Raw genomic sequence first — 18,448 nt, forward strand, 5'->3', positions numbered from 1 at the left:
CCCGACCGTCCCGACACCACAAACGACCGGAAAGAGGATTCCATGACCGACACCACTGCCGACCGCATCGCGGTCGACGAACTGCTCGCCCGCTACACCTGGGCGATCGACTCGAAAGAGTGGGACGACCTGCCCGCATTGTTCGTCCCGCAGGCCACCCTCGACTACCGCGATCTGGCTGGCGAATCCGCCTTGTACGAGGGGCTCGAGGCCGCCACGGGCTTCCTCGAGGCTAGTCTCGGCTGGCGTGACGATGCGGTCCCGTGGCACTTCTTCAGCAACGGCGTCGTGGAGTTCGACGGTGATACGGCGCGAGGACGCTACTACATGCACAACCGGCACCTGACGGTCCTCGGCCGCTACTTCGTCGATTGCGTCCGGACCACTGAGGGGTGGCGGATCCGCAATCTCACCCTGCGGGCCATTACTCGGCGCGAGCCGCTGCCGGACGCGCCGATGGGCCCGCCGGCGGAGTGGAAGGCCGCGAACGCGCAGTAGCGGCGGCCGACGGCTTAGCCGCGCGGTATGCGGGCGCGGGGGTGGGGAGCGTGCCCCCTGCCTGCCCCCGCCCCCCGCGTGCCACTCGCCGATGCCGAACTCCGATTCCACACCGGCCAGCACCCGGTTTTCGCCGTCGGCATGGCCGGCCTCCACCCAGCATGCGTAGGTAGGAGGCGCAGATCCGCTCGAGCAGTACGATCCGGCACACCGAGCGTTCTCGATGCGTGCGGCGTCGTACACCATCCTGCCGGCCTCGCGTCTGGCCGCTGCGTCGACTGATCGACAGGGCACGTCACCGCACGCCGCCGACGCACGCACCGACGCCGCAGAGCGCGTCGACGACGAACCGGCCGATCACGTGCCCGGCCAGCGCCGCTGCAGCTTCTCCACGAAGATCCACCTTGCCTGCGAGCAAGGATCACCCGGAATTCACAGTTGCTTGCAGCTGCGCTACGACCTGCGCCATGTGATGGTCGTGTTCGGGGTTCTCCGGTAACGCCAACGTGACTCCGGGGGCGCGCCCGCCGCTGCCACCGGGGCGACTCGGCGTGCCACCACCTCCGCGAGGGAGTCGTACCGCGCCGTCGGCACGAGCATGTCGAGCACGTCATCAGTGACAAGCAAGCGTAGACGGCCCCAATCATCGCGGCGCACCATGTCCGCCAGTTGCTCCTGCAGATGCGATAGGCTGTAAGGTTCCAGCGCGCCGCGGTATGCGGGCGTCGAGTACAAGAATGCGAACAATCGGCGCTGCCGTTCACTCTCAGCGGCTAATTCCACGTCGCTCGCCCCGGTGATCACCTGCAATCCGGCGACCAGCTCGAACCGGTTCAGCGAGCCGCCGGCTGCGGATGCCGCTTCGGTCAGCGCCGGCAGACACTCGTCGGCCAGTTAGCGCGGATCGGAGTTGGTCGGGTGTGTGACCAGCCCGTCCGCGACCGCGCCGGCGACGTTGCACATGCGCCGACCCACCCCGCCGAGATACACCGGGGGGTCGATGGTCTCCTGGTCCGGACCGGGATTGAAGTATGGCTGCATGCGGGTGAACCGGTACCGCTGCCCTTCATATGGAACAAGCGCACCGGTGCGGAAGGTCTCGAAAGCCGCCCGCACTACACCGACGTACTCGCGCATACGATCCGCCGGAGCCGACCACGGCATTCCGTAGCGTTGCTCGATATTCTGCCGGATCTGGCTTCCCAGCCCCAGGTGAAACCTCCCGCCGGAGAGCTTCGACAGGTCCCACGCCGTGTATGCGGTCAGCAAGGGACTCCGCACGAAGGCCAGCGCCACGGACGTCCGCACGACGATCCGCTCAGTGGCCTGCAGCGCAACAAGCGCAAGAAGGAACGGATCACGGACCGTTTCGGACACATGCAGCCCGTCGTACCCCGCAGCCTCGGCCCGGCGAGCCGCTTCGGCGACGTCGACCCGGCCGATCGCCACGTCCAGTCCTGTGTAGACCTTCATCGGTCCTTCTTATCCGGCACTTGTCCGCGCGACACAACCACGAAATACCCCCACGCTCACACTGGGTGAGTCACCGGCCACCGCTTCGCGCCGACTCTATGTGAGGCACCTCGTCGTCCTTCCCCGCACCACGGCGGATCTCCGCAGACGCGCCCCGCGGCCCGGACCGGCGGTGCACTATCTTGATCAGGCCGCACTCCCGGTTCGCCCGCGACCGGTTATCGCCGGGGCCGCCGCCCAGACACGTAGGATCGGCTGCAGGTGAGCAAGCGTTTGCTCAAATGTGTCGCGGCGTCCCCGGACGGCGCGGCGGACGAAGAGCGATGAACGGAGACACGATGGCCGCAACCCGCGATCGCAAGGCGGAGATCCTCGAGAGCTCCGCGCAATTGTTCGCGAGCCGGGGTGTCTCGCGCACCACGGTCCGCGAGATCGGCGAGGCCGCCGGCGTCTTCTCGGGCAGCCTGTATCACTACTTCAAATCCAAGGACGCCATCGTCGCCGAGCTCATGAGCGGGTTTATGGACGACATCCAGGCCCGGTTCGGCGAGGTCGAGAAGCGGTCGGGCACACCACTGGAGGTCATCGAGGGCCTAATCCACGAGACCCTCGCCGTGATCGAGCAGTACCCGCACGAGACGGCCATCTACCAGCAGGACCGCGGATATCTTCGCGACCACGGCCTGCTCGGCGCCGTCGACGACGCATCGCGCAAGGTGCGCCAGCACTGGGTCGCTGCGATCGGCGACGGCGTGGCCGTCGGCCTGTTCCGCGACGACATCACGCCGGAGGTCTTCTACCGCTCGGTGCGCGACACACTCTGGTCCACCATGCACTGGCCCGACCGCCGCAACTACTCGCTCGACGAATTCGCGACGCTCATGTCGCGGCTGTTCCTGCGGGGCTACTGCACCGACCACGCGCCCGCGGAGGCCGTGCCGGCCGGAGGAGGAAGGGCCGGGGCGGCCGCCGGCCGCTGACCGCGCCCCGGGCGGGATCGCCGGACCGGCCCCGCCCGCATCCCGCGGCCGGCAAGGTGTTCCACTTCACACGCGGAACTGTTATCTTCATCCTCAACCAAGCGCTTGCTCAAACCTGAGCGCGCGGACGGCGGCGATGAACGGGACGGAGGCGCGATGGGGACGGGTCCGGGGGCTCTCACCGACGCGGTCGCGGTGGTCACGGGGGCAGGCCGCATGCGGTCGATCGGCCGCGCGGTCGCGCTCGAGTTGGCGCGCGCCGGTTGCCACGTGGTGGTGACCGGCAGCGAGGGCGGGGCCGCGCCGCGCACCGATGAGGAGCGTGCCGCGCACTGGCGCGGCGCCGCATCGGTGGCCGACGAGGTCCGCGCCCTGGGCCGGCGGGCCACGGCGTGCGCAGTCGACGTGGGTGACGAATCGTCCGTGGACGCGTTGTGGGACACCGTCTTCGACCGTCATGGTCGGGTGGACGTGCTCGTCAACAACGCCGCCGCACCCCGCGGCGCCGACAGGGTGGCGCTGACCGACCTCGACCCCGCAGTCTTCGACCGGGTCATGCAGACCAACGTGCGCGGGACTTTCCTGATGTCCCGGCGCTGCGCGCAACGCATGGTCGAGCAAGGCGACGGCGGCGCGATCATCAATATCTCCTCGATCGCCGGCAAGCTCGGCAGCCCGCAGGCCGCGGCCTACGCCGCTTCGAAGGCGGCGGTGCAGTCGTTGACGGTCTCGGCCGCGCGGGAACTGGCGGCCGACCGCGTGCGGGTGAACGCGCTGTGCCCCGGCATCGTGGCCACCGGCCGGCTGAACGGGGCGTCCGATGCCGACTGGCAGCGCTCCATCGCCGCCATGGTCCCGCTCGGCACCGCCGGGCAACCCCAGGACATCGCCTGGGCGGCGGCCTACCTGGCCGGCGAGCAGGGGCGCTGGATCACCGGCCAGGCCTGGAACATCGACGGCGGACAGCTCACCGTCCGCTGAACCCGCGTGCCCGCGCGGCGGGCGCGAAAGATCGCACAGCGAGTGAGGAACACATGGACATACGGACGAAGCGACTCTCCCCGCGGCTCGCGGCCGTACTCGCGGCCGCCGCGCTGATCACGACCGGCTGCGCGAGCTCCGGCGACGACACCACCTCGGGCTCCACCGGTGACTCGACGGTGGCCCGGATACAGGACCTGAGCGATGGCATGGTCAATGTGACGGAGGATGCCGGGCCCCCCGTCGAGGGAGGCACACTCAGCTTCGCCGCATACTCCGAGCCGAAGGCGCTCGATCCGGCCGAGACCATCGCGGCGGTCACCACCGGCGGCACCGAGTTGGTGAACATCTACGACTCGCTCATGCGCTACGACACCACCGAACAAAAGGTGGTGCCGGAGATGGCGAAGGATCTGGAACACTCGGACGACTACCGCACGTGGACGCTCACCCTCCGTGACGGCGTGGACTTCTCCGACGGGACACCGGTCGACGCGGGGGCTGTGAAGGCCAGCCAGGAGCGCTACGTCGCCGCCAAGGGCCCCGAGGCCGGCCTGTGGGCAGCGAACGTCGTCGACATCTCCATCCCCGACGACAAGACCGTGGTCTATACGCTGAACAAGACGTGGCCGGAGTTCGACCTCATGCTCACCTCCGGCCCCGGGATGATCGTCGCAGCGTCGGCAGGCGCTCCGGGGGACGGTTTCACGCCCGTCGGCGCCGGTCCGTTCACGCTCGGCGAGTGGCGACCGGGGGAGTCGATGACCCTTGACGCCAACCCCGACTACTGGAACGGAAAACCGCACCTCGACGCGGTGAAATTCGTGTACATGCCCACTATGGAGGTCTCGAAGGACACGTTCATGGGCGGCGGCGTCGACATGACGTTCGTGCGTGAACCCGATGATGTCACCGAAATGCTCGATCGTGGCATGCCCGGCTATGTCAACATGACCTCCGCCGGCAACGTGTACATCATCAATGCGGCACCGGGCCGTCCGGGAGCAGACCCGCGCATCCGCAAGGCGATTCAACTGGCGGTCGACCCGTCCGCGGTGGCGCAGCGCGCCTACGGCAACCCGGAGTTCGGCGAGGGTGTGCTGTTCCCGGAGTACTCACGCTGGCACACCGATGCTCCCGGGCCGACATTCGACCCGGAGGCGGCGAAGCGGCTCGTCGCCGAAGCGAAGGCCGACGGCGTCAACACAACGCTCGTGTCGATCAACGCCCCCGAACAGGCCCGTCAGCAACAGGCCCTGGCCTTGGAGGCGCAGCTGGAGGCCGTGGGCTTCACGGTGGACACCAAGATCATGCCGACGATCGGCGACCAGATCCGCGTCATCGCCGCCGAGCGCGACTACGACCTGGGCGCGTGGGGGCTGGCGTACCGCGAGTCCGACCCGTTCCCCAAGATGTTCGCCACCCTGACCAGCGACGGCAAGCAGACCTACGGCATGCCCACCAGCCCCGAGATGGACGCGTTGGTGAACCGGTTCCAAACGGCCACCGATATGGACCAGAAGCTGCAGGTGATGGCGCAAATCCAGCAGCAGGTCAATGAAGACGTTCCATTCATCAACCTCGGGTACTGGGCGGAGTACACCACCTGGCACAAGAACGTGCACGGCATGGTGGGCACCTCCAACTCCATGATTCTGCTGGGCGACGCATGGAAGGCGTGACAGGGGCCGCGGAACCGGAGGCCGCAGCAGGCGGCATTCCGCCGATCCGTGAGGAGGATGTGCGCGGGGCCCGGCTGCCCGTGTTCGCCGATCGTGACCGGTCGCTTGTGGACTTGCTCGAGCGCTCACGTGGGTACGGCGATCGCACCTACCTGGTGTGCGACGGGCGGCGCGTGGGCTTCGAGGAGCATTACCGGCTGGTGTCCGCGCTGGCCGTCGAGCTGCGCGACACCCACGGCGTCCGGCCGGGCGACAGGGTCGCGATCCTCGCCGCCAACGGAATCGAGTGGATCGCGACCTTCTGGGCGACGGTGTCGATCGGCGGCATCGCCGTGGCCATGAACTCGCACTGGGCGGCCGGCGAGATCGCCTACGGCTGCGCCCACGTGCGGCCGACGCTGATCGTCGCGGACGCCCGCCGGCGCGAGCGCCTCGCCGAGGCGGCCGCGCAGGAACCGGCCGCACGCGTGCCGGTGCTGCGGATCGAATCCGACGTCGCCGCCCCCGCCCGGACCGCGCCGGCCGGCCTCGCCTGCCCATCGGTGCGGCTCGGCGAGGACGCGCCGGCGGTGGTCATCTACACCTCCGGCACCACGGGGCGGCCCAAGGGCGCGGTGCACTCGCACCGCAACATGATCGCCGCGCGCGATTTCTACCGGTACAACGACGCCGTCGCCGCCGCGGCGGGCCGCGCCCCCCAGTACGATCGCCGGTACCTGATGACCGGGCCGCTGTTCCACATCGCGGCGCTGCACAACATCGCCGTGCCACGTCTGGACAACGGCGAGACTGCGGTGATCTACACCGGCCGGTTCGATGCGGACGCCGTGTTGGCGCTCATCGCCCGGGAGGGCGTCACGCACTGGACGGGCGTGCCGACGATGGCGCACCGCGTGCTCGACGACGCCAACAGCGGCGCGCACGACCTGTCGTCGCTGCGCTCGTTCTCGCTGGGCGCCGCGCCCACCCCGCCCGCCATGCGCGCGGCCCTGCGCGAGCTGCTGCCGCAGGCCACGGCCGCGATGGTGGCCACCTACGGGCAGACCGAATGCTCCACGGCCGCGACGATCGCGACACCCGCCCAGTTGGCCGCGAACCCCCGATCGGTGGGCAGCGCGGCGGTGAACACGCAGGTGCGGGTGTGCGACGAGTCCGGTGCCACCGTGCCGGGCGGCGTCGAGGGCGAGGTGTGTGTGCGTGGCGCCATGGTCATGCTGGGCTATTGGGACAACGACGAAGCGACGGCGAAGGCCATCGACGCCGACGGCTGGCTGCACACAGGCGACATCGGCGTGCTGCGCGACGACGAGCTCGAGATCAGCTCGCGCCGTACCGACCTGATCATCCGCGGCGGCGAGAACATCTACCCGGTGGAGATCGAGGATGCGCTCGACACGCATCCGGAGGTCACCGAGTCGATCGTGTTCGGCCGCCCCAGCGCCGAGTACGGGCAGGAGGTGGCGGCCGTCGTCGTGCTGCGGCCCGACACCGGCGCCACCGACGACGTGCTGCGGTCCCACCTGGCGGGCCTGCTCGCGGGGTACAAGATCCCCTCGCAGTGGACACTGACCACTGAGCCCCTGCCGCGCAATGCGACGGGCAAGGTGGTGCGCAGCGCGTTCGCGTGACCGCGCGCCGCAGGACGATCCGGACAGGAAGGAACGCGACGTGGGCGATCCCGTGATCGTGGAGGCCGGCCGTACCCCCATCGGTAAGCGCCGGGGTGTGCTGTCGGGCCTGCACCCGGCCGAGCTGCTGGGCCAGGCACAGAAGGGCGTGATCGAGCGGGCCGGCATCGACGCCGGGCTGGTCGAGCAGGTGATCGGCGGCTGCGTCACCCAGGTAGGCGCGCAGTCCAACGACATCGCCCGCGTCGCGTGGCTGCATGCGGGCCTGCCCTGGCAGACCGGCGCCACCACCATCGACTGCCAGTGCGGCTCGTCCGAGCAGGCGAACCATCTCATCGCGGGGCTGATCGCCACCGGCGCGATCGACACGGGCATCGCCTGCGGCATCGAGTCGATGAGCACCGTCGCGCTGGGGGCGAATGTGGTGGGCGACCACGCCGGGCCGCGCAGGCCCGCGTCGTGGAGCCTGGACATGCCGCCGCAGTTCGAGACGGCCGAGCGTATCGCCGACCGCCGCGGGCTGACCCGGGCCGACCTCGAGGTGCTCGGCGTCGCCTCGCAGCGCAAGGCCAAGGCCGCTTGGGACGAGGGCCGCTTCGACCGCGAGATCATCCCCGTCGAGGCGCCGGTGCTCGACGGCGAGAAGAACCCCACCGACCGGTTCCACACCGTGACCCGCGACGAGGGCCTGCGCGAGACCACCATGGAGGGCCTCGCCGGCCTCAAGCCTGTGTACGAGGGCGCGCGGCACACCGCCGGCACCTCGTCGCAGATCTCCGACGGCGCCTCCGCGGTGCTGCTCATGGATGAGGACCGGGCCAAGGCGCTGGGCTTGCGTCCGCGGGCGCGGATCGTGCACCAGTGCCTGGTGGGCGCCGAGCCCGAGTACAACCTGGACGGGCCGGTGCAGGCGACGCAGCACCTGCTCGAGCGCTCGGGCATGTCGATGGCCGACTTCGACATCTTCGAGGTCAACGAGGCCTTCGCGTCGGTGGTGCTCTCCTGGGCGCAGGTGCACAAGCCGGATATGGACCGCGTCAACGTGGGCGGCGGCGCCATCGCGCTGGGGCACCCGGTGGGCGCCACCGGCGCGCGGCTGCTCACCACCGCGCTGCACGAGCTCGAGCGCCGCGACGGCGAGCGGGCGCTGATCACCATGTGCGCGGGCGGCGCCCTGGCCGCCGGCACCATCCTCGAGCGCCTCTGACGGGCGTGACGCACCGCGACGACTGGGCCCCGCTGCTCGATTCGCTGCAGCAGCGGCGCTCCACCGCCCGCGTCATGGGCGGCGAGGAGAAGCTGCGTCGGCACCGTACGGCGGGCCGGGTGGACGCGCGTGAGCGCGTCGCGCGGCTGCTGGACCCCGGCACGTTCACCGAGCTCGGGTTGCTCGCCGGGGCGCCGGACACTCCCGCCGACGCGTTCGTGGCGGGGTCGGGCCTCATCGACGGGCGGCCGGTGTTCGTAGGCGCCGAGGACTTCTCGGTGGCGGGCGGCTCCATCGGCACCGCGGCCGCCACCAAGCGGTCGCGGGTCGCGGCACTGGCGGGCCAGGAGCGCGCGCCGCTGGTGCTCATGCTCGAGGGCGCCGGGCATCGGGCCACCAACATGCTCGAGCCGCAGCGGCCCGCCCCCAACGACCTGCAGGTGCTGGCCGACATTGCGGGCCGGGTGCCGATCGTCGCGATCGTCACCGGGCCCTCCGCCGGGCACGGCGCCCTCGCGGCGCCGCTGGCGGATTTCGTCGTCATGGTCGACGGGCTCGCGTCGCTTTTCACGGCCGGCCCTCCGCTGGTGCGGGCCGCCACCGGCGAGCAGGTGACCAAGGAAGAGCTGGGCGGGCCGCAGGTGCACGCCGTGGTCAGCGGCGTGGCCCACAACGTGGCCGCGGACGTCGACGGGGCGCTGCGGCTGGCGCGCCGATACCTGTCGTATCTGCCGTCGTGCGCGGGCGACCCGCCGCCGCGCGCCGACACCGGCGACGGCGAGCGCACGCTCGACGCGCTGCTCGACCTCATCCCACCCGACCCGCGGCGACCCTACGACATGACCGCAGTGCTGGGCGAGCTCTTCGACGCCGGCTCGCTGCTGGAGGTGCAGCCGGGCCACGGGCCATCGCTCATCATCGCGCTCGCGCGCCTGGGCGGGCGGCCCGTCGCGGTGCTGGCCAACCAGCCGGCTGTGCTCGCGGGCGCCATCGACGCGGCGGCGGCCGGCAAGGCGGCGCGGTTCGTCGAGATGACGGCCGGTTTCGGCCTGCCGCTGGTGCAGCTGGCCGACAACCCCGGAGTGCTCTCGGGCAGCGCCTCGGAGCGGGCGGGGATCCTGCGCGAGTCGGCGCGGATGTTCGTCGCCCAGCACCGGGCGACGGTGCCCAAGCTGCACGTGACGGTGCGCAAGGCGTTCGGCTTCGGCAGCTCGGTGATGGGGCAGAACGCCTTCGGCGGGCAGACGGTGTCGCTGGCGTTCCCCGGCGCGATGCTCGGCGGTATCCCGGCCGCAGTGGGCGGGGCCACCTCTGGCGCCGACGACGACACCCGGCGTGCGCTGGTCGAACACGAGGCGTCCGGGCCGTGGCAGCTCGCCCGCACCGCCACCTACGACGACGTCATCGACCCGCGGGAGCTGCGCAACCGGCTGCTCGCCGCACTGCGCACCGCGAGGCCGTGACGGGCTGGGGATGCCGGCGACTATCTGCCCCGATCGTCGATCACGCCGACGAACGGGTGGTCGCGCAGGCACGCTGTGGGGAGCTGCGCGCCGCGCTGCCACCGGCTCATCCCGCCGTCGCAGCCGTGCTGCGCGCCTGGCGGGCGTGTTGGCGCCCGTGGCCGCCTCGGCCGTCACGCGATCGTGGGCGTGGACTACAACATCGTCCTGATGACGCGTGTGCGCGAAGTCGGGGCGCACCCGCGATGGTGAATCCCCGGCGGTGATCGTCGGGGCGCGGTCCGCACTGTGATCCCCGCGTACCGGCCCGGACGCGGAGGTCAGCGGCCGCGCTCGTCCTGCGGGTCTTCCTGCTCCGACTGTCGCTTGCGCCGCTCGCGCTCGCGCTCGCCGAATGTGGCCCGCAGGATCGCGTCGTAACTGTCGGTGCTCGAGCCCAGCGCGCCCGCGACGATCCCCATGGACGTCGCCAGCCACGCGAGCAGCAGGAAGCTCGACAACGCGGCGGGCCGTCCGATCTTCTCGGTCATGAAGCCGGTGTCGATGACCACCAGCCCCGCGACGAACGTGAGCAGGTACAGCCCCACGTACATTGTCGCGACCCCGGTGAGAACCGTGCATACCGTCACGGTGTTGTAGAGCCGGTTCCACACCGCGCGGCCGCCGCCGGACTCCCACAGCCGGTTGGCGACGATGAGCCAGGTCGCCATCAGCGTCACAGCGAACGCCGTGATGAGCACCAGCCGCCACGGGTGGATCGTGGTGGCCATCTGCCAGATCGAGGTGTAAAAGATGCCGAACGAGGCGGTGGCCGCGGCGGCCGCGATCACGCCCTTGAGTGTGGATACCAACCGCCAGGGGCGGTTGACGCGCATCATGCCCATCACCAGCAACGCCCAGCCCCACCGGGACGCGGCCACCAGCGTGCGCTTGCCCTGACGCTCATCGTCGATGTGCCAGCGGCGCCGGCGCGATTCGGCCGACCGGAACGCGGCGTCATCGGTGTCGCCGGCGAGAAGGCCGGCCAGGCAGGCGATCGACAGGTGCGCGACCCGCTGCGGCAGTGCCACCGTGCCGCAGGCGGGTATAGAGATGATGCCCGCCGAACGTTCCGTATCGATCTCGGCCGGGGCCGGTCTGCCGTGCTCCAGCCGCGGCAGTTCGGTGAAGAACAGCACCAGGTCCGACTTGTCCGCAGTGGCCGCGATCGAGTGCGACAGGTGGATTTCTCCGTCGTCGTCGAGTGTGAGGGCACCGCCGGTGCACTCGAGCCGCACCGGCTCACCGGTCGCCGCGGAGACCGCCTCGCGGACCTCGTCGGCCACCTGTCCGGCCAGCGTGAACGGCAGGCCGCGCTCGGCCACCAGCGTGATCTGTCGCGGCACACTCACCTTCCCTTCGCGCGGCCCTCCGAGGCGCCGCGGCAGGCGGATATCGTGGGTGCCTCCCGCTCACGCCTTCCCGGCGTTGCCGAGCAGCGCCATCGTGTTGGCCGACCCGACGACGCCGTGCACATTCTGCTGCCAGGAAGGCTACTCGGGATAGCCGTGCACCAGAAACGGCACATCCTCGTTGAGCTGCCGCTGGATGTCGGCCATCGTCGCGCGTTGGACGGTCGCGTCGGGATCGGTCTGGAACTCGTCGACGATCGCGTCCATCTCCGGGCTCGGGTACATCCCGTAGAGCTGTTTGCCGCCGCTGTGCATGGCCGACGACATCTTGGGGAACGGATCGGGGTCGCGCAGGCTCAGCCCCCACGACCCCTGGTCGTAGTCGTGGTGCGCCGCGATCCGCCGGATCTGGTCGCCGGTCGTCGGCATGATCTGCGAGTCGACGTCGAAGCCCACGGCGTCGAGCTGCGCCTGGATCGCCTACGCCTGCCGCCCCTTGGCCTGCTCCGGCCCGTTCATCATGACGAGCCTGTCGTTGAAGCCGTCGGCCTTGGTTTCGGCGACGAGTGCGCGCCTTTTCCGGATCACGTCGGACGGCCGCTCGTCCCAGCCGAGGCCGTAGCCGGAACGGTCGATGATGTTGTCGAGCCGGTCGATGAGCATGGGCACCCAGCCGATGCCGCCCTCGCCCATGGCGATCTTCAGCGTGGGGTTGTCCTTGGGATAACCGGACCACAGCCACTCGGAGCACGCCCCGAGCGAGAGCTGGCCGAGCGTGGTCGCGCCCAGCTGCTCCCGGCGCGCCCTTCGGGTAGGCGTACTTGTCCGAGCCGCCCACGTGCGGCGAGATGACGGTGTCGGTCTCGACGGAGGCCGCGAGACGGCCGAGACGGCGCATCTTGCCCTCCTCGAGGGTGCTGAGCTGGTGGTGGTCGACATCGCTGAGGCCCGTCAGGTGGTGCGCACCGCGCTGCACCCGGGCCAGCGCATCGCCGTCGATGCCAGCGCAGGGGGGCGGGCGGTGTGCTCGGCCCTCGATTCGGCGGCGCGGCGGGCGCTGTTCGCCGATCCATCCGGACTGCTGCCCGACGCCGAATACGTGCGTGTCGCCGCCCGCGGCTGGGCGGTGTGCGAGGGCGACGTGAAGCCGCGTTTGACCAGCATCGCCAGCCCCGTCCTTACTGCGGCCGGCGAGCCGGCCGGCGCTGTCGTCTCCAGCGGTCCGGCGCAGCCGGCTCACCAAGGGAGGTTATGCCGGCATCGGCGCACTGCTGCACGACGTGGCGCTCGAACTCGGGCGCGCGTGACAGGTACGCGGGTCAGCCGCCAGCGCGGGTGCTGCCCTCCTCGGCGCGCCGCGTTCGCAGTGACCAGCGCCCTGGCCTCGCACGGTGCTGCGCACGTCACTCCCCATGACTCCGGCGAGAAGGCTTTATCGTCGCCAGGGCTAGGACATCCACGCCTCACCCAGCATGACCATGGAATTCGAGGACCCTTCGACTCCATGGACGTTCTTCTGCCACGCCACATACTCGGCGGCATACCCCTGGATGAGGAAGGGTGCATCCTGGTTCAGCTGTCGCTGGATTTCGGCCATGACGACCCGCTTCGCGTCGTCGTCCCTCGCGGCCTGGAAATCATCGAGGAGGCCGTCCATCTGCGTGCTGGTGTACATGCCGTACACCTGTTTCCCGCCGCTGCGGAAGGCCGCGGACATCTTCGACAGCGGATCTGCCTCGCGCACACTCAATCCCCAGTCCGCCAGATCGTAATCCTGCTCGGCGGCCACTCGGCGCACCTGGTCGCCGATCGTCGGGAGGTTCTGCACGTCCACAGTGATCCCCACGGCCCCGAGCTGGGCCTGGATGGACAGCGCCTTCTGCTTCTTGGCCTGATTCGAGCCGTTGACGTAGACCATGTTCCCGTCGAACCCGTCGGCCTTCGCCTCCGCGACGAGTTCGCGCGCGCGATCGGGGTCGTATGCGGGGGCCTCCACGCCGGTGTCCCAGCGGGAGTACCCGGCGAACAGCTGATTCCCCGAAAAGGCGGAATCACCGAACGACAGCTCGCCGACCGTGTCCGGGTCCACGGCCATCTGCATGGCCCTGCGCAGCCGCGGATCGGCGCCGGGATGGCCGGGCTGGGCGTTGATCAGGACCACTTCGCCAGCGGCGATCATGCCGACATACCCGGGAAGACCGCGCTCGAGCATCTGCCGCACATCATCGGCATCCCGGACGTAGGTCATGTCGACCCCGCCGTTGAACATCGTTTCCATCGCGACCTCCGTGGTCGGGATGTAGACAATGGTCACCTTGTCGAGGTGTGGCCTTCCGTTCCAGTACCCGTCCCTGGCGGCGAGGGTCATGGACGTGCCCTGCGACCAGTCCTGCAGCGTGAACGGTCCGGCGCCGATCGGGAGGAAGTCCTTCCCCGGCGGCCCCGTCTCCTGCGCCACGATCATTCCGGCGCCGGTGGTGAGTGCGTGCGCGAAGCCCGTCCACGTCTTGTCGAGTGTATACACCACGGTTGTGTCGTCAGGGGTGCCGATGGCGATGACATTGTCGTTCCACAGGGTCGCGTCCGGGCCCGCGGCCGCGGCGAACCGCTCCTGACTCGCCTTGACGGCGGCAGCGTCCACCGGAGTGCCGTCGGAGAAAGTGACGTCGTCACGCAAAGTCAGGGTCCAGACCCGGAAGTCCGCATCGTGGTCCAGCTGCAGCGCCATCTGCGGAACGTCGGCACCGGCGGCGCTGTCGAAACGCATCAGGGAGTCGTAGATGTTCACCAGTTCGACGCCGCCCGTGGTGACCGCCGGAATGGTCTGCGCGGGATCAAGCGATCGCGGTTCGGAGAAGGCGCCGAATTTCAGCACTCCGCCGTCCTCGGGCTCTCCGGGCGGATCGGTCACGTTCACCATGCCGCCCGCCAAGACCGTCAGGTCGGCGTCCGCCGAGGCTGCGCCGCCGTCGTCGACGGCGGCGCAGCCGGAGGCGACCACCGCCAGCGCCACCGCCCCGACGACGGCCTGCAGGCGGTGGCGGGTGGGATTCTTCCGAGTCACTATCGTCCCTCTTCACTTGGTAGTACGCACATTCCGGAACACATCCGCATGGCCTCCCGACGCGACGGTTCGCGACTGCGACCGGACGTGGCCGCATCCGCATGAACGGTGCAATGGTGGGATCACCTCGCCGCGGACCCCGCGGTGCCGGTGGACGTTACAGATAGAATCCCGCGAGAACGCCGCCGTCCGTGGTGGGCATGCACACCCCGCTGATGTATTCCGATTCGTCCGTGGCGAAGAAGAGCGCCGCGTAAGCGTTGTCACGAAGGCTCGGCGGCCTCTGCTTCTTGAGCGGCATCCCGGTGGACGAGGGATCCCACGCGCGCATTTCTTCGCCCGACTTACCCGGCACGGCGGCCTCGCCGGTGCTGTAGAAGGTGGGGGACATCCCGTGCAGGGGGCAGATGGCGTTGATCCTGATGCCGAATTCGCCAAGGTCGACGGCCAGCGCGCGCACCAGGGCGTTGATGGCGCCCTTCGACGCTACATACGGCGCAAGATCACGGGCGCTCGCGATCGCCGTGGCCGAGGAGGTGACGACGATGGCCCCGCCCCCGTTCTCCTTGAGTGCCGGGACCACGTGCTTGCAGGCGAAGAACGTCCCCAGCACGTTCACATCGAACGTGGTCCGCCACTGCTCTTCGGTCACCTGTCCGACGTCCTTGATCGGGTAGCCCGGAACCTGGATGCCGGCATTGCTGAACAGGACGTCGAGCTTGCCGAAGGTCTTCACGGTGTCGGAGACCACCCGCTGCACGTCGTCCTCGCGGCGGACATCGAGGGCCCGCGCCGCAGCCTGGCCGCCGCGCCACCGCACCTCCGCCGCCGTAGATTCGGCGGTCTCGCCGTCGATGTCGGTCACCATCACCTGCGCGCCGTGCTCGGCGAACAGCAGCGCACTCTCGCGCCCCAGCCCCGATCCGGCGCCGGTGATCAGTACGGATTTCCCTTCGAGTCGCACGATCATCTCCCATGAGTTGAGCAAGCGCTTGGTTCAATTGGTAATCTACATCACTCCAGTGGCGGACGGCGACGTTTCGCGCCGCGAAAACCGTTGCCTTTCCGGGAATACCGCGAACGGAGACGGGGCAGGGGGTCGGCAAAGTCGTGAGGACAGTGGAGTGACCTGCGGCGTCGGTGAGCGACACGCGGTGTGACATTGGTGACGGGAGTGGCCTGTGAGGCTCGGATGAGGGCCCTGGGGGACCGGGGCACCGTCCGAAATGCCGACCGTGGGTCCGCACCAATGCACCGCGCGCCCACGGGCCGGGCGTCATACGCGCCGTCCGGCGGCCGCACAGCGCCGCCGATCGTGAATCGGAATACGGTCCAGCCGACGCACGAGCGCACACGCTCCCCGGGCCGCGGAATGCGCACGAGGTCCGTAATCCACGCACGCGGCGACGCCGGGCACCGCCCAGCGCCGGCCCGCTCCGGACACTGCCGTCAGCCTTCGCCGAGCCGCATCTCGATGGTCTGCGTCTCCAGGAACTCCTCGAGGCCCGCGGTGCCCCACTCGCGCCCCAGGCCGCTGTCCTTGTAGCCGCCCATCGCCGAGTGCGGCGAGATGCCGCCCGCCCCACCGTTGACCTTGACCAGCCCCGTCCGCAGCCGCTGTGCGATCTCGACGGCCCGTCGCGGATCGCGTGCCCGCACCCCGCCGCCGAGCCCGTACCGTGAGTCGTTGGCGATGCGGATCGCGTCCTCGTCGTCGTCGAACGGGATCACCACGCCGACGGGGCCGAAGAACTCCTCCTGCGCGATGGTCATGCCGTTGTCGACCCCGGTGAACAGGGTCGGCTCCATGAAGTATCCCCTGTCCAGGCCCGCGGGGCGCCCGCCGCCGTAGGCCAGCGTCGCGCCCTCGGCCTTGCCGGTGGCGATCAGCCGCTCCACCTTGGCCCGCTGCTCGGCGCTGATCAGCGGGCCCATCGTCGTCGCCGGGTCGGCCGGGTCGCCCACCCGCACCTTCTCCAGCTCCGCGATCACCAGCGCGATCAGCTCGTCCTCCCGGGACCGGTGCACCAGGGTGCGGGTGAGCAGCGAACAGCCCTGCCCCGCATGCGCCGTGATCCCCGCGACCACGCTGGGCACGGCCTTCGCCAGGTCGGCATCATCGCAGATGATCTGCGCCGACTTGCCGCCCAGCTCGAGCAGCACCTTGGTCAGCGACGGCGCCGCCTGCGCGTACACGCTGCGACCCACCGCGTCAGAGCCGGTGAAGCTGATGATGTCGATGTCCGGGCTGGCTGTGAGCGCCTGCGCGGCGGGCACGTCGCCGGTGACGACGTTGAGGACGCCGGCCGGCAGCCCCGCCTCCTGGGCGATCTCGGCGACGACGAACGCCTCCATCGGGGTGGTCGGCGCGGGCTTGAGCACTGTCGTGCAGCCCGCGCCGAGCGCCGCCGCGAGCTTCATGACGTTGATGAAGAACGGGAAGTTGTACGCAGTGACGAGCGCCGCCACTCCGAACGGGGCGCGCCGGACGATCCCCTGGCTCAGCACGCCGCCCAGCTGCACCGGCAGCATCGGCCGGTCGAACTGATACGCCGGAAGCACGCGCTCGGCCATGTCGCGCAGGTGGTCGATGGCCGGGCGGATCTGCATCCCCGCTGCGAGCGGACGGGCCGACCCCGCCTCGGCCATGTTCAGCTCCACCAGTTCGTCGAAGCGCTGCTCCATGATCTCCGCCATCGCGCGGAGCACGCGGGCACGCTCCGGCACCGGCGTGCGGGGCCACGGGCCGTCGTCGAAGGCGCGGCGGGCCGCGGCGATGGCGCGGCCGACGTCCGCGATGCCGGCCTGCGGCACCTGCGCGATGACCTGCTCCGTTGCGGGATTGATCACCTCCACGACGGCGCCGGCCTCGGCCTCCGTCCATTGCCCGTCGATGAACAATCCGTGGTTTCGATCAGTCATGCGTCTCCGAAGTCCGGCGGGTGGATCGGCTCGCGCCGCCCCTGACTGTGGCACACAATACAACTCAATCAAGCGCTTGCTCAATACTTCGGCGTGCCTCACCTACTTTGAGCGCGTGGCGCCGGGTGGTGCCTCACCTATTTTGAGCGCGTAGCCAGGAAAGCTTGCCCGATGTGGAAGGCAAGATCGACATGGCCGCGAGACGGCAGGTGACGAACAAGCTGCGGAATCAGTACCGCAAGGCGTCGAAGGCGGACAAAGGCAAGATCCTCGACCGCGTGGTGGAGACCACGGGTATGGGCCGCTCGACCGCACGGCGGATGCTTCGCGGCCCTGCGCTGCCGGACCCGGCCGAGCAGGTCGACGGACGCACACTGCGCACTCGGCGCTTCAGCGACGACGCCAGGACCCTGCTTGAGCATGTGTGGGCGTTGATGGGCATGCCGTGCGGCAAGTACCTGGTCGTCATGGTCGATCTGTGGCTACCGCTGCTGGCCGAGGCGGGTGATCTGGACACGCCGTTCGCCACCGACGAGACGACCGCGGAACTGAAAGCGATGAGCGCCGCGACCGTGGACTGGTACTTGAAACCGGCACGCGACAGAATGCGGATCAAGGGCATATCGACGACGACGCCCGCGCCGCTGCTGCGGAACTCGATTGCCATCCGTACCTGCACGGACGAGGCGCCCGACACGCCAGGGGTGATCGAGGCCGACACCGTGGCGCACTGCGGCCCCACGCTGATCGGCGAGTTCGCCCGCACGCTGACGATGACCGACATTGTGACCGGGTGGACGGAGAACTGCTCGATCCGCAACAACGCCTCGAAGTGGATCCTCCACGGGATCGAACAGCTGCAGGACTGGTTTCCCTTCGCCATGACCACCTTCGACAGCGACTGCGGTTCGGAGTTCATCAACCATGAGGTCGCCGGGTGGCTGCAGGACCGCGACATCGCACAGACCCGCTCTCGGCCGTACCAGAAGAACGACCAGGCGCACGTGGAGTCGAAGAACAACCACGTCGTGCGCAAACACGCCTTCTATTGGCGCTACGACACCGCCGACGAACTCGAGCTGCTCGACCGGCTGTGGCGGCTGGTGTCGCTGCGGTTGAACTTCTTCACCCCCACGAAAAAAGCCGTCGGCTACACCGC

The 18,448-nt window shown here is 69.6% G+C and carries 16 protein-coding genes and 1 pseudogene; 10 read left to right on the top strand and 7 right to left on the bottom strand.

Annotated features, from left to right (window positions below):
• Positions 1-42: 42 nt before the first annotated feature.
• Together JJ683_RS08840 and JJ683_RS08845 are read left to right on the top strand one after the other, a co-directional pair.
• On the top strand, positions 43-498 hold the full coding sequence (locus JJ683_RS08840) for a nuclear transport factor 2 family protein (protein ID WP_200173236.1): 456 nt from the start codon (positions 43-45) through the stop codon (positions 496-498).
• A 223-nt stretch (positions 499-721) separates the two neighbouring features.
• The gene (locus JJ683_RS08845) at positions 722-997 is read left to right on the top strand and encodes a hypothetical protein (protein ID WP_200173268.1); all 276 of its coding nucleotides are present in this window, start codon (positions 722-724) and stop codon (positions 995-997) included.
• 395 nt (positions 998-1,392) lie between these two features.
• Here JJ683_RS08845 and JJ683_RS19035 read toward each other — a convergent pair whose 3' ends face one another.
• The gene (locus tag JJ683_RS19035) at positions 1,393-1,971 is read right to left on the bottom strand and encodes an LLM class flavin-dependent oxidoreductase (RefSeq protein WP_242474539.1); all 579 of its coding nucleotides are present in this window, start codon (positions 1,969-1,971) and stop codon (positions 1,393-1,395) included.
• Positions 1,972-2,309: 338 nt separating this feature from the next.
• Between JJ683_RS19035 and JJ683_RS08855 the strand changes: the two genes are divergently transcribed.
• From JJ683_RS08855 to JJ683_RS08880, 6 genes are all read left to right on the top strand, one after another.
• On the top strand, positions 2,310-2,951 hold the full coding sequence (locus JJ683_RS08855) for a TetR/AcrR family transcriptional regulator (RefSeq protein WP_200173238.1): 642 nt from the start codon (positions 2,310-2,312) through the stop codon (positions 2,949-2,951).
• A 156-nt stretch (positions 2,952-3,107) separates the two neighbouring features.
• On the top strand, positions 3,108-3,932 hold the full coding sequence (locus JJ683_RS08860; protein ID WP_200173240.1) for an SDR family NAD(P)-dependent oxidoreductase: 825 nt from the start codon (positions 3,108-3,110) through the stop codon (positions 3,930-3,932).
• A 53-nt stretch (positions 3,933-3,985) separates the two neighbouring features.
• Positions 3,986-5,614 (top strand): ABC transporter substrate-binding protein, encoded by a 1,629-nt coding sequence (locus tag JJ683_RS08865; RefSeq protein WP_200173242.1) that lies wholly within the window; start codon positions 3,986-3,988, stop codon positions 5,612-5,614.
• A complete protein-coding gene (locus tag JJ683_RS08870; RefSeq protein ID WP_200173244.1) occupies positions 5,602-7,242 on the top strand; it encodes a class I adenylate-forming enzyme family protein in 1,641 nt (546 codons plus the stop codon). Before JJ683_RS08865 ends, JJ683_RS08870 begins: the two co-directional genes overlap by 13 nt.
• 40 nt (positions 7,243-7,282) lie before the next feature.
• Positions 7,283-8,449 (top strand): steroid 3-ketoacyl-CoA thiolase, encoded by a 1,167-nt coding sequence (locus JJ683_RS08875; RefSeq protein WP_200173246.1) that lies wholly within the window; start codon positions 7,283-7,285, stop codon positions 8,447-8,449.
• Positions 8,450-8,454: 5 nt separating this feature from the next.
• Positions 8,455-9,912: an acyl-CoA carboxylase subunit beta gene (locus tag JJ683_RS08880; RefSeq protein WP_307810788.1), complete on the top strand. Its 1,458-nt coding sequence runs from the start codon at positions 8,455-8,457 to the stop codon at positions 9,910-9,912.
• A 320-nt stretch (positions 9,913-10,232) separates the two neighbouring features.
• Here the strand turns inward: JJ683_RS08880 and JJ683_RS08885 are convergent, their stop codons facing one another.
• The 3 genes from JJ683_RS08885 to JJ683_RS19040 all read right to left on the bottom strand — a co-directional run bounded on the left by JJ683_RS08885 (position 10,233) and on the right by JJ683_RS19040 (position 11,996).
• Complete coding sequence (locus JJ683_RS08885; protein ID WP_200173248.1) at positions 10,233-11,297, bottom strand: hypothetical protein; 1,065 nt, start codon at positions 11,295-11,297, stop codon at positions 10,233-10,235.
• 147 nt (positions 11,298-11,444) lie between these two features.
• On the bottom strand, positions 11,445-11,759 hold the full coding sequence (locus tag JJ683_RS08890; protein ID WP_200173250.1) for a periplasmic substrate-binding domain-containing protein: 315 nt from the start codon (positions 11,757-11,759) through the stop codon (positions 11,445-11,447).
• Between the two features lie 24 nt (positions 11,760-11,783).
• Complete coding sequence (locus JJ683_RS19040; protein ID WP_242474540.1) at positions 11,784-11,996, bottom strand: hypothetical protein; 213 nt, start codon at positions 11,994-11,996, stop codon at positions 11,784-11,786.
• 235 nt (positions 11,997-12,231) lie between these two features.
• Here JJ683_RS19040 and JJ683_RS19810 point away from each other — a divergent pair.
• A pseudogene (locus JJ683_RS19810) lies at positions 12,232-12,474 on the top strand (IclR family transcriptional regulator); the annotation flags it as partial.
• A 276-nt stretch (positions 12,475-12,750) separates the two neighbouring features.
• Here JJ683_RS19810 and JJ683_RS08900 read toward each other — a convergent pair.
• The 3 genes from JJ683_RS08900 to JJ683_RS08910 all read right to left on the bottom strand — a co-directional run bounded on the left by JJ683_RS08900 (position 12,751) and on the right by JJ683_RS08910 (position 17,289).
• Entirely contained in the window at positions 12,751-14,367 is a 1,617-nt protein-coding gene (locus JJ683_RS08900) for an ABC transporter substrate-binding protein (protein WP_200173252.1), read from the bottom strand.
• 157 nt (positions 14,368-14,524) lie between these two features.
• Entirely contained in the window at positions 14,525-15,337 is an 813-nt protein-coding gene (locus JJ683_RS08905; RefSeq protein WP_207280091.1) for an SDR family NAD(P)-dependent oxidoreductase, read from the bottom strand.
• A 479-nt stretch (positions 15,338-15,816) separates the two neighbouring features.
• Entirely contained in the window at positions 15,817-17,289 is a 1,473-nt protein-coding gene (locus JJ683_RS08910) for an aldehyde dehydrogenase family protein (RefSeq protein WP_200173254.1), read from the bottom strand.
• A gap of 173 nt (positions 17,290-17,462) precedes the next feature.
• Between JJ683_RS08910 and JJ683_RS08915 the strand changes: the two genes are divergently transcribed.
• A partial coding sequence (locus JJ683_RS08915; protein WP_200173266.1) for an integrase catalytic domain-containing protein occupies positions 17,463-18,448 on the top strand: 986 nt, incomplete at its 3' end.

The organism is Tomitella cavernea, assembly GCF_016599145.1.
Classification (GTDB): Bacteria; Actinomycetota; Actinomycetes; order Mycobacteriales; family Mycobacteriaceae; genus Tomitella; species Tomitella cavernae.

Coding starts and splice junctions, on each gene's coding strand:
- JJ683_RS08840 (WP_200173236.1), top strand. CDS start 43: ATGACCGACACCACTGCCGACCGCATCGCGGTCGACGAACTGCTCGCC.
- JJ683_RS08845 (WP_200173268.1), top strand. CDS start 722: ATGCGTGCGGCGTCGTACACCATCCTGCCGGCCTCGCGTCTGGCCGCT.
- JJ683_RS19035 (WP_242474539.1), bottom strand. CDS start 1,971: ATGAAGGTCTACACAGGACTGGACGTGGCGATCGGCCGGGTCGACGTC.
- JJ683_RS08855 (WP_200173238.1), top strand. CDS start 2,310: ATGGCCGCAACCCGCGATCGCAAGGCGGAGATCCTCGAGAGCTCCGCG.
- JJ683_RS08860 (WP_200173240.1), top strand. CDS start 3,108: ATGGGGACGGGTCCGGGGGCTCTCACCGACGCGGTCGCGGTGGTCACG.
- JJ683_RS08865 (WP_200173242.1), top strand. CDS start 3,986: ATGGACATACGGACGAAGCGACTCTCCCCGCGGCTCGCGGCCGTACTC.
- JJ683_RS08870 (WP_200173244.1), top strand. CDS start 5,602: ATGGAAGGCGTGACAGGGGCCGCGGAACCGGAGGCCGCAGCAGGCGGC.
- JJ683_RS19040 (WP_242474540.1), bottom strand. CDS start 11,996: ATGGGCGAGGGCGGCATCGGCTGGGTGCCCATGCTCATCGACCGGCTC.
- JJ683_RS08905 (WP_207280091.1), bottom strand. CDS start 15,337: ATGATCGTGCGACTCGAAGGGAAATCCGTACTGATCACCGGCGCCGGA.
- JJ683_RS08910 (WP_200173254.1), bottom strand. CDS start 17,289: ATGACTGATCGAAACCACGGATTGTTCATCGACGGGCAATGGACGGAG.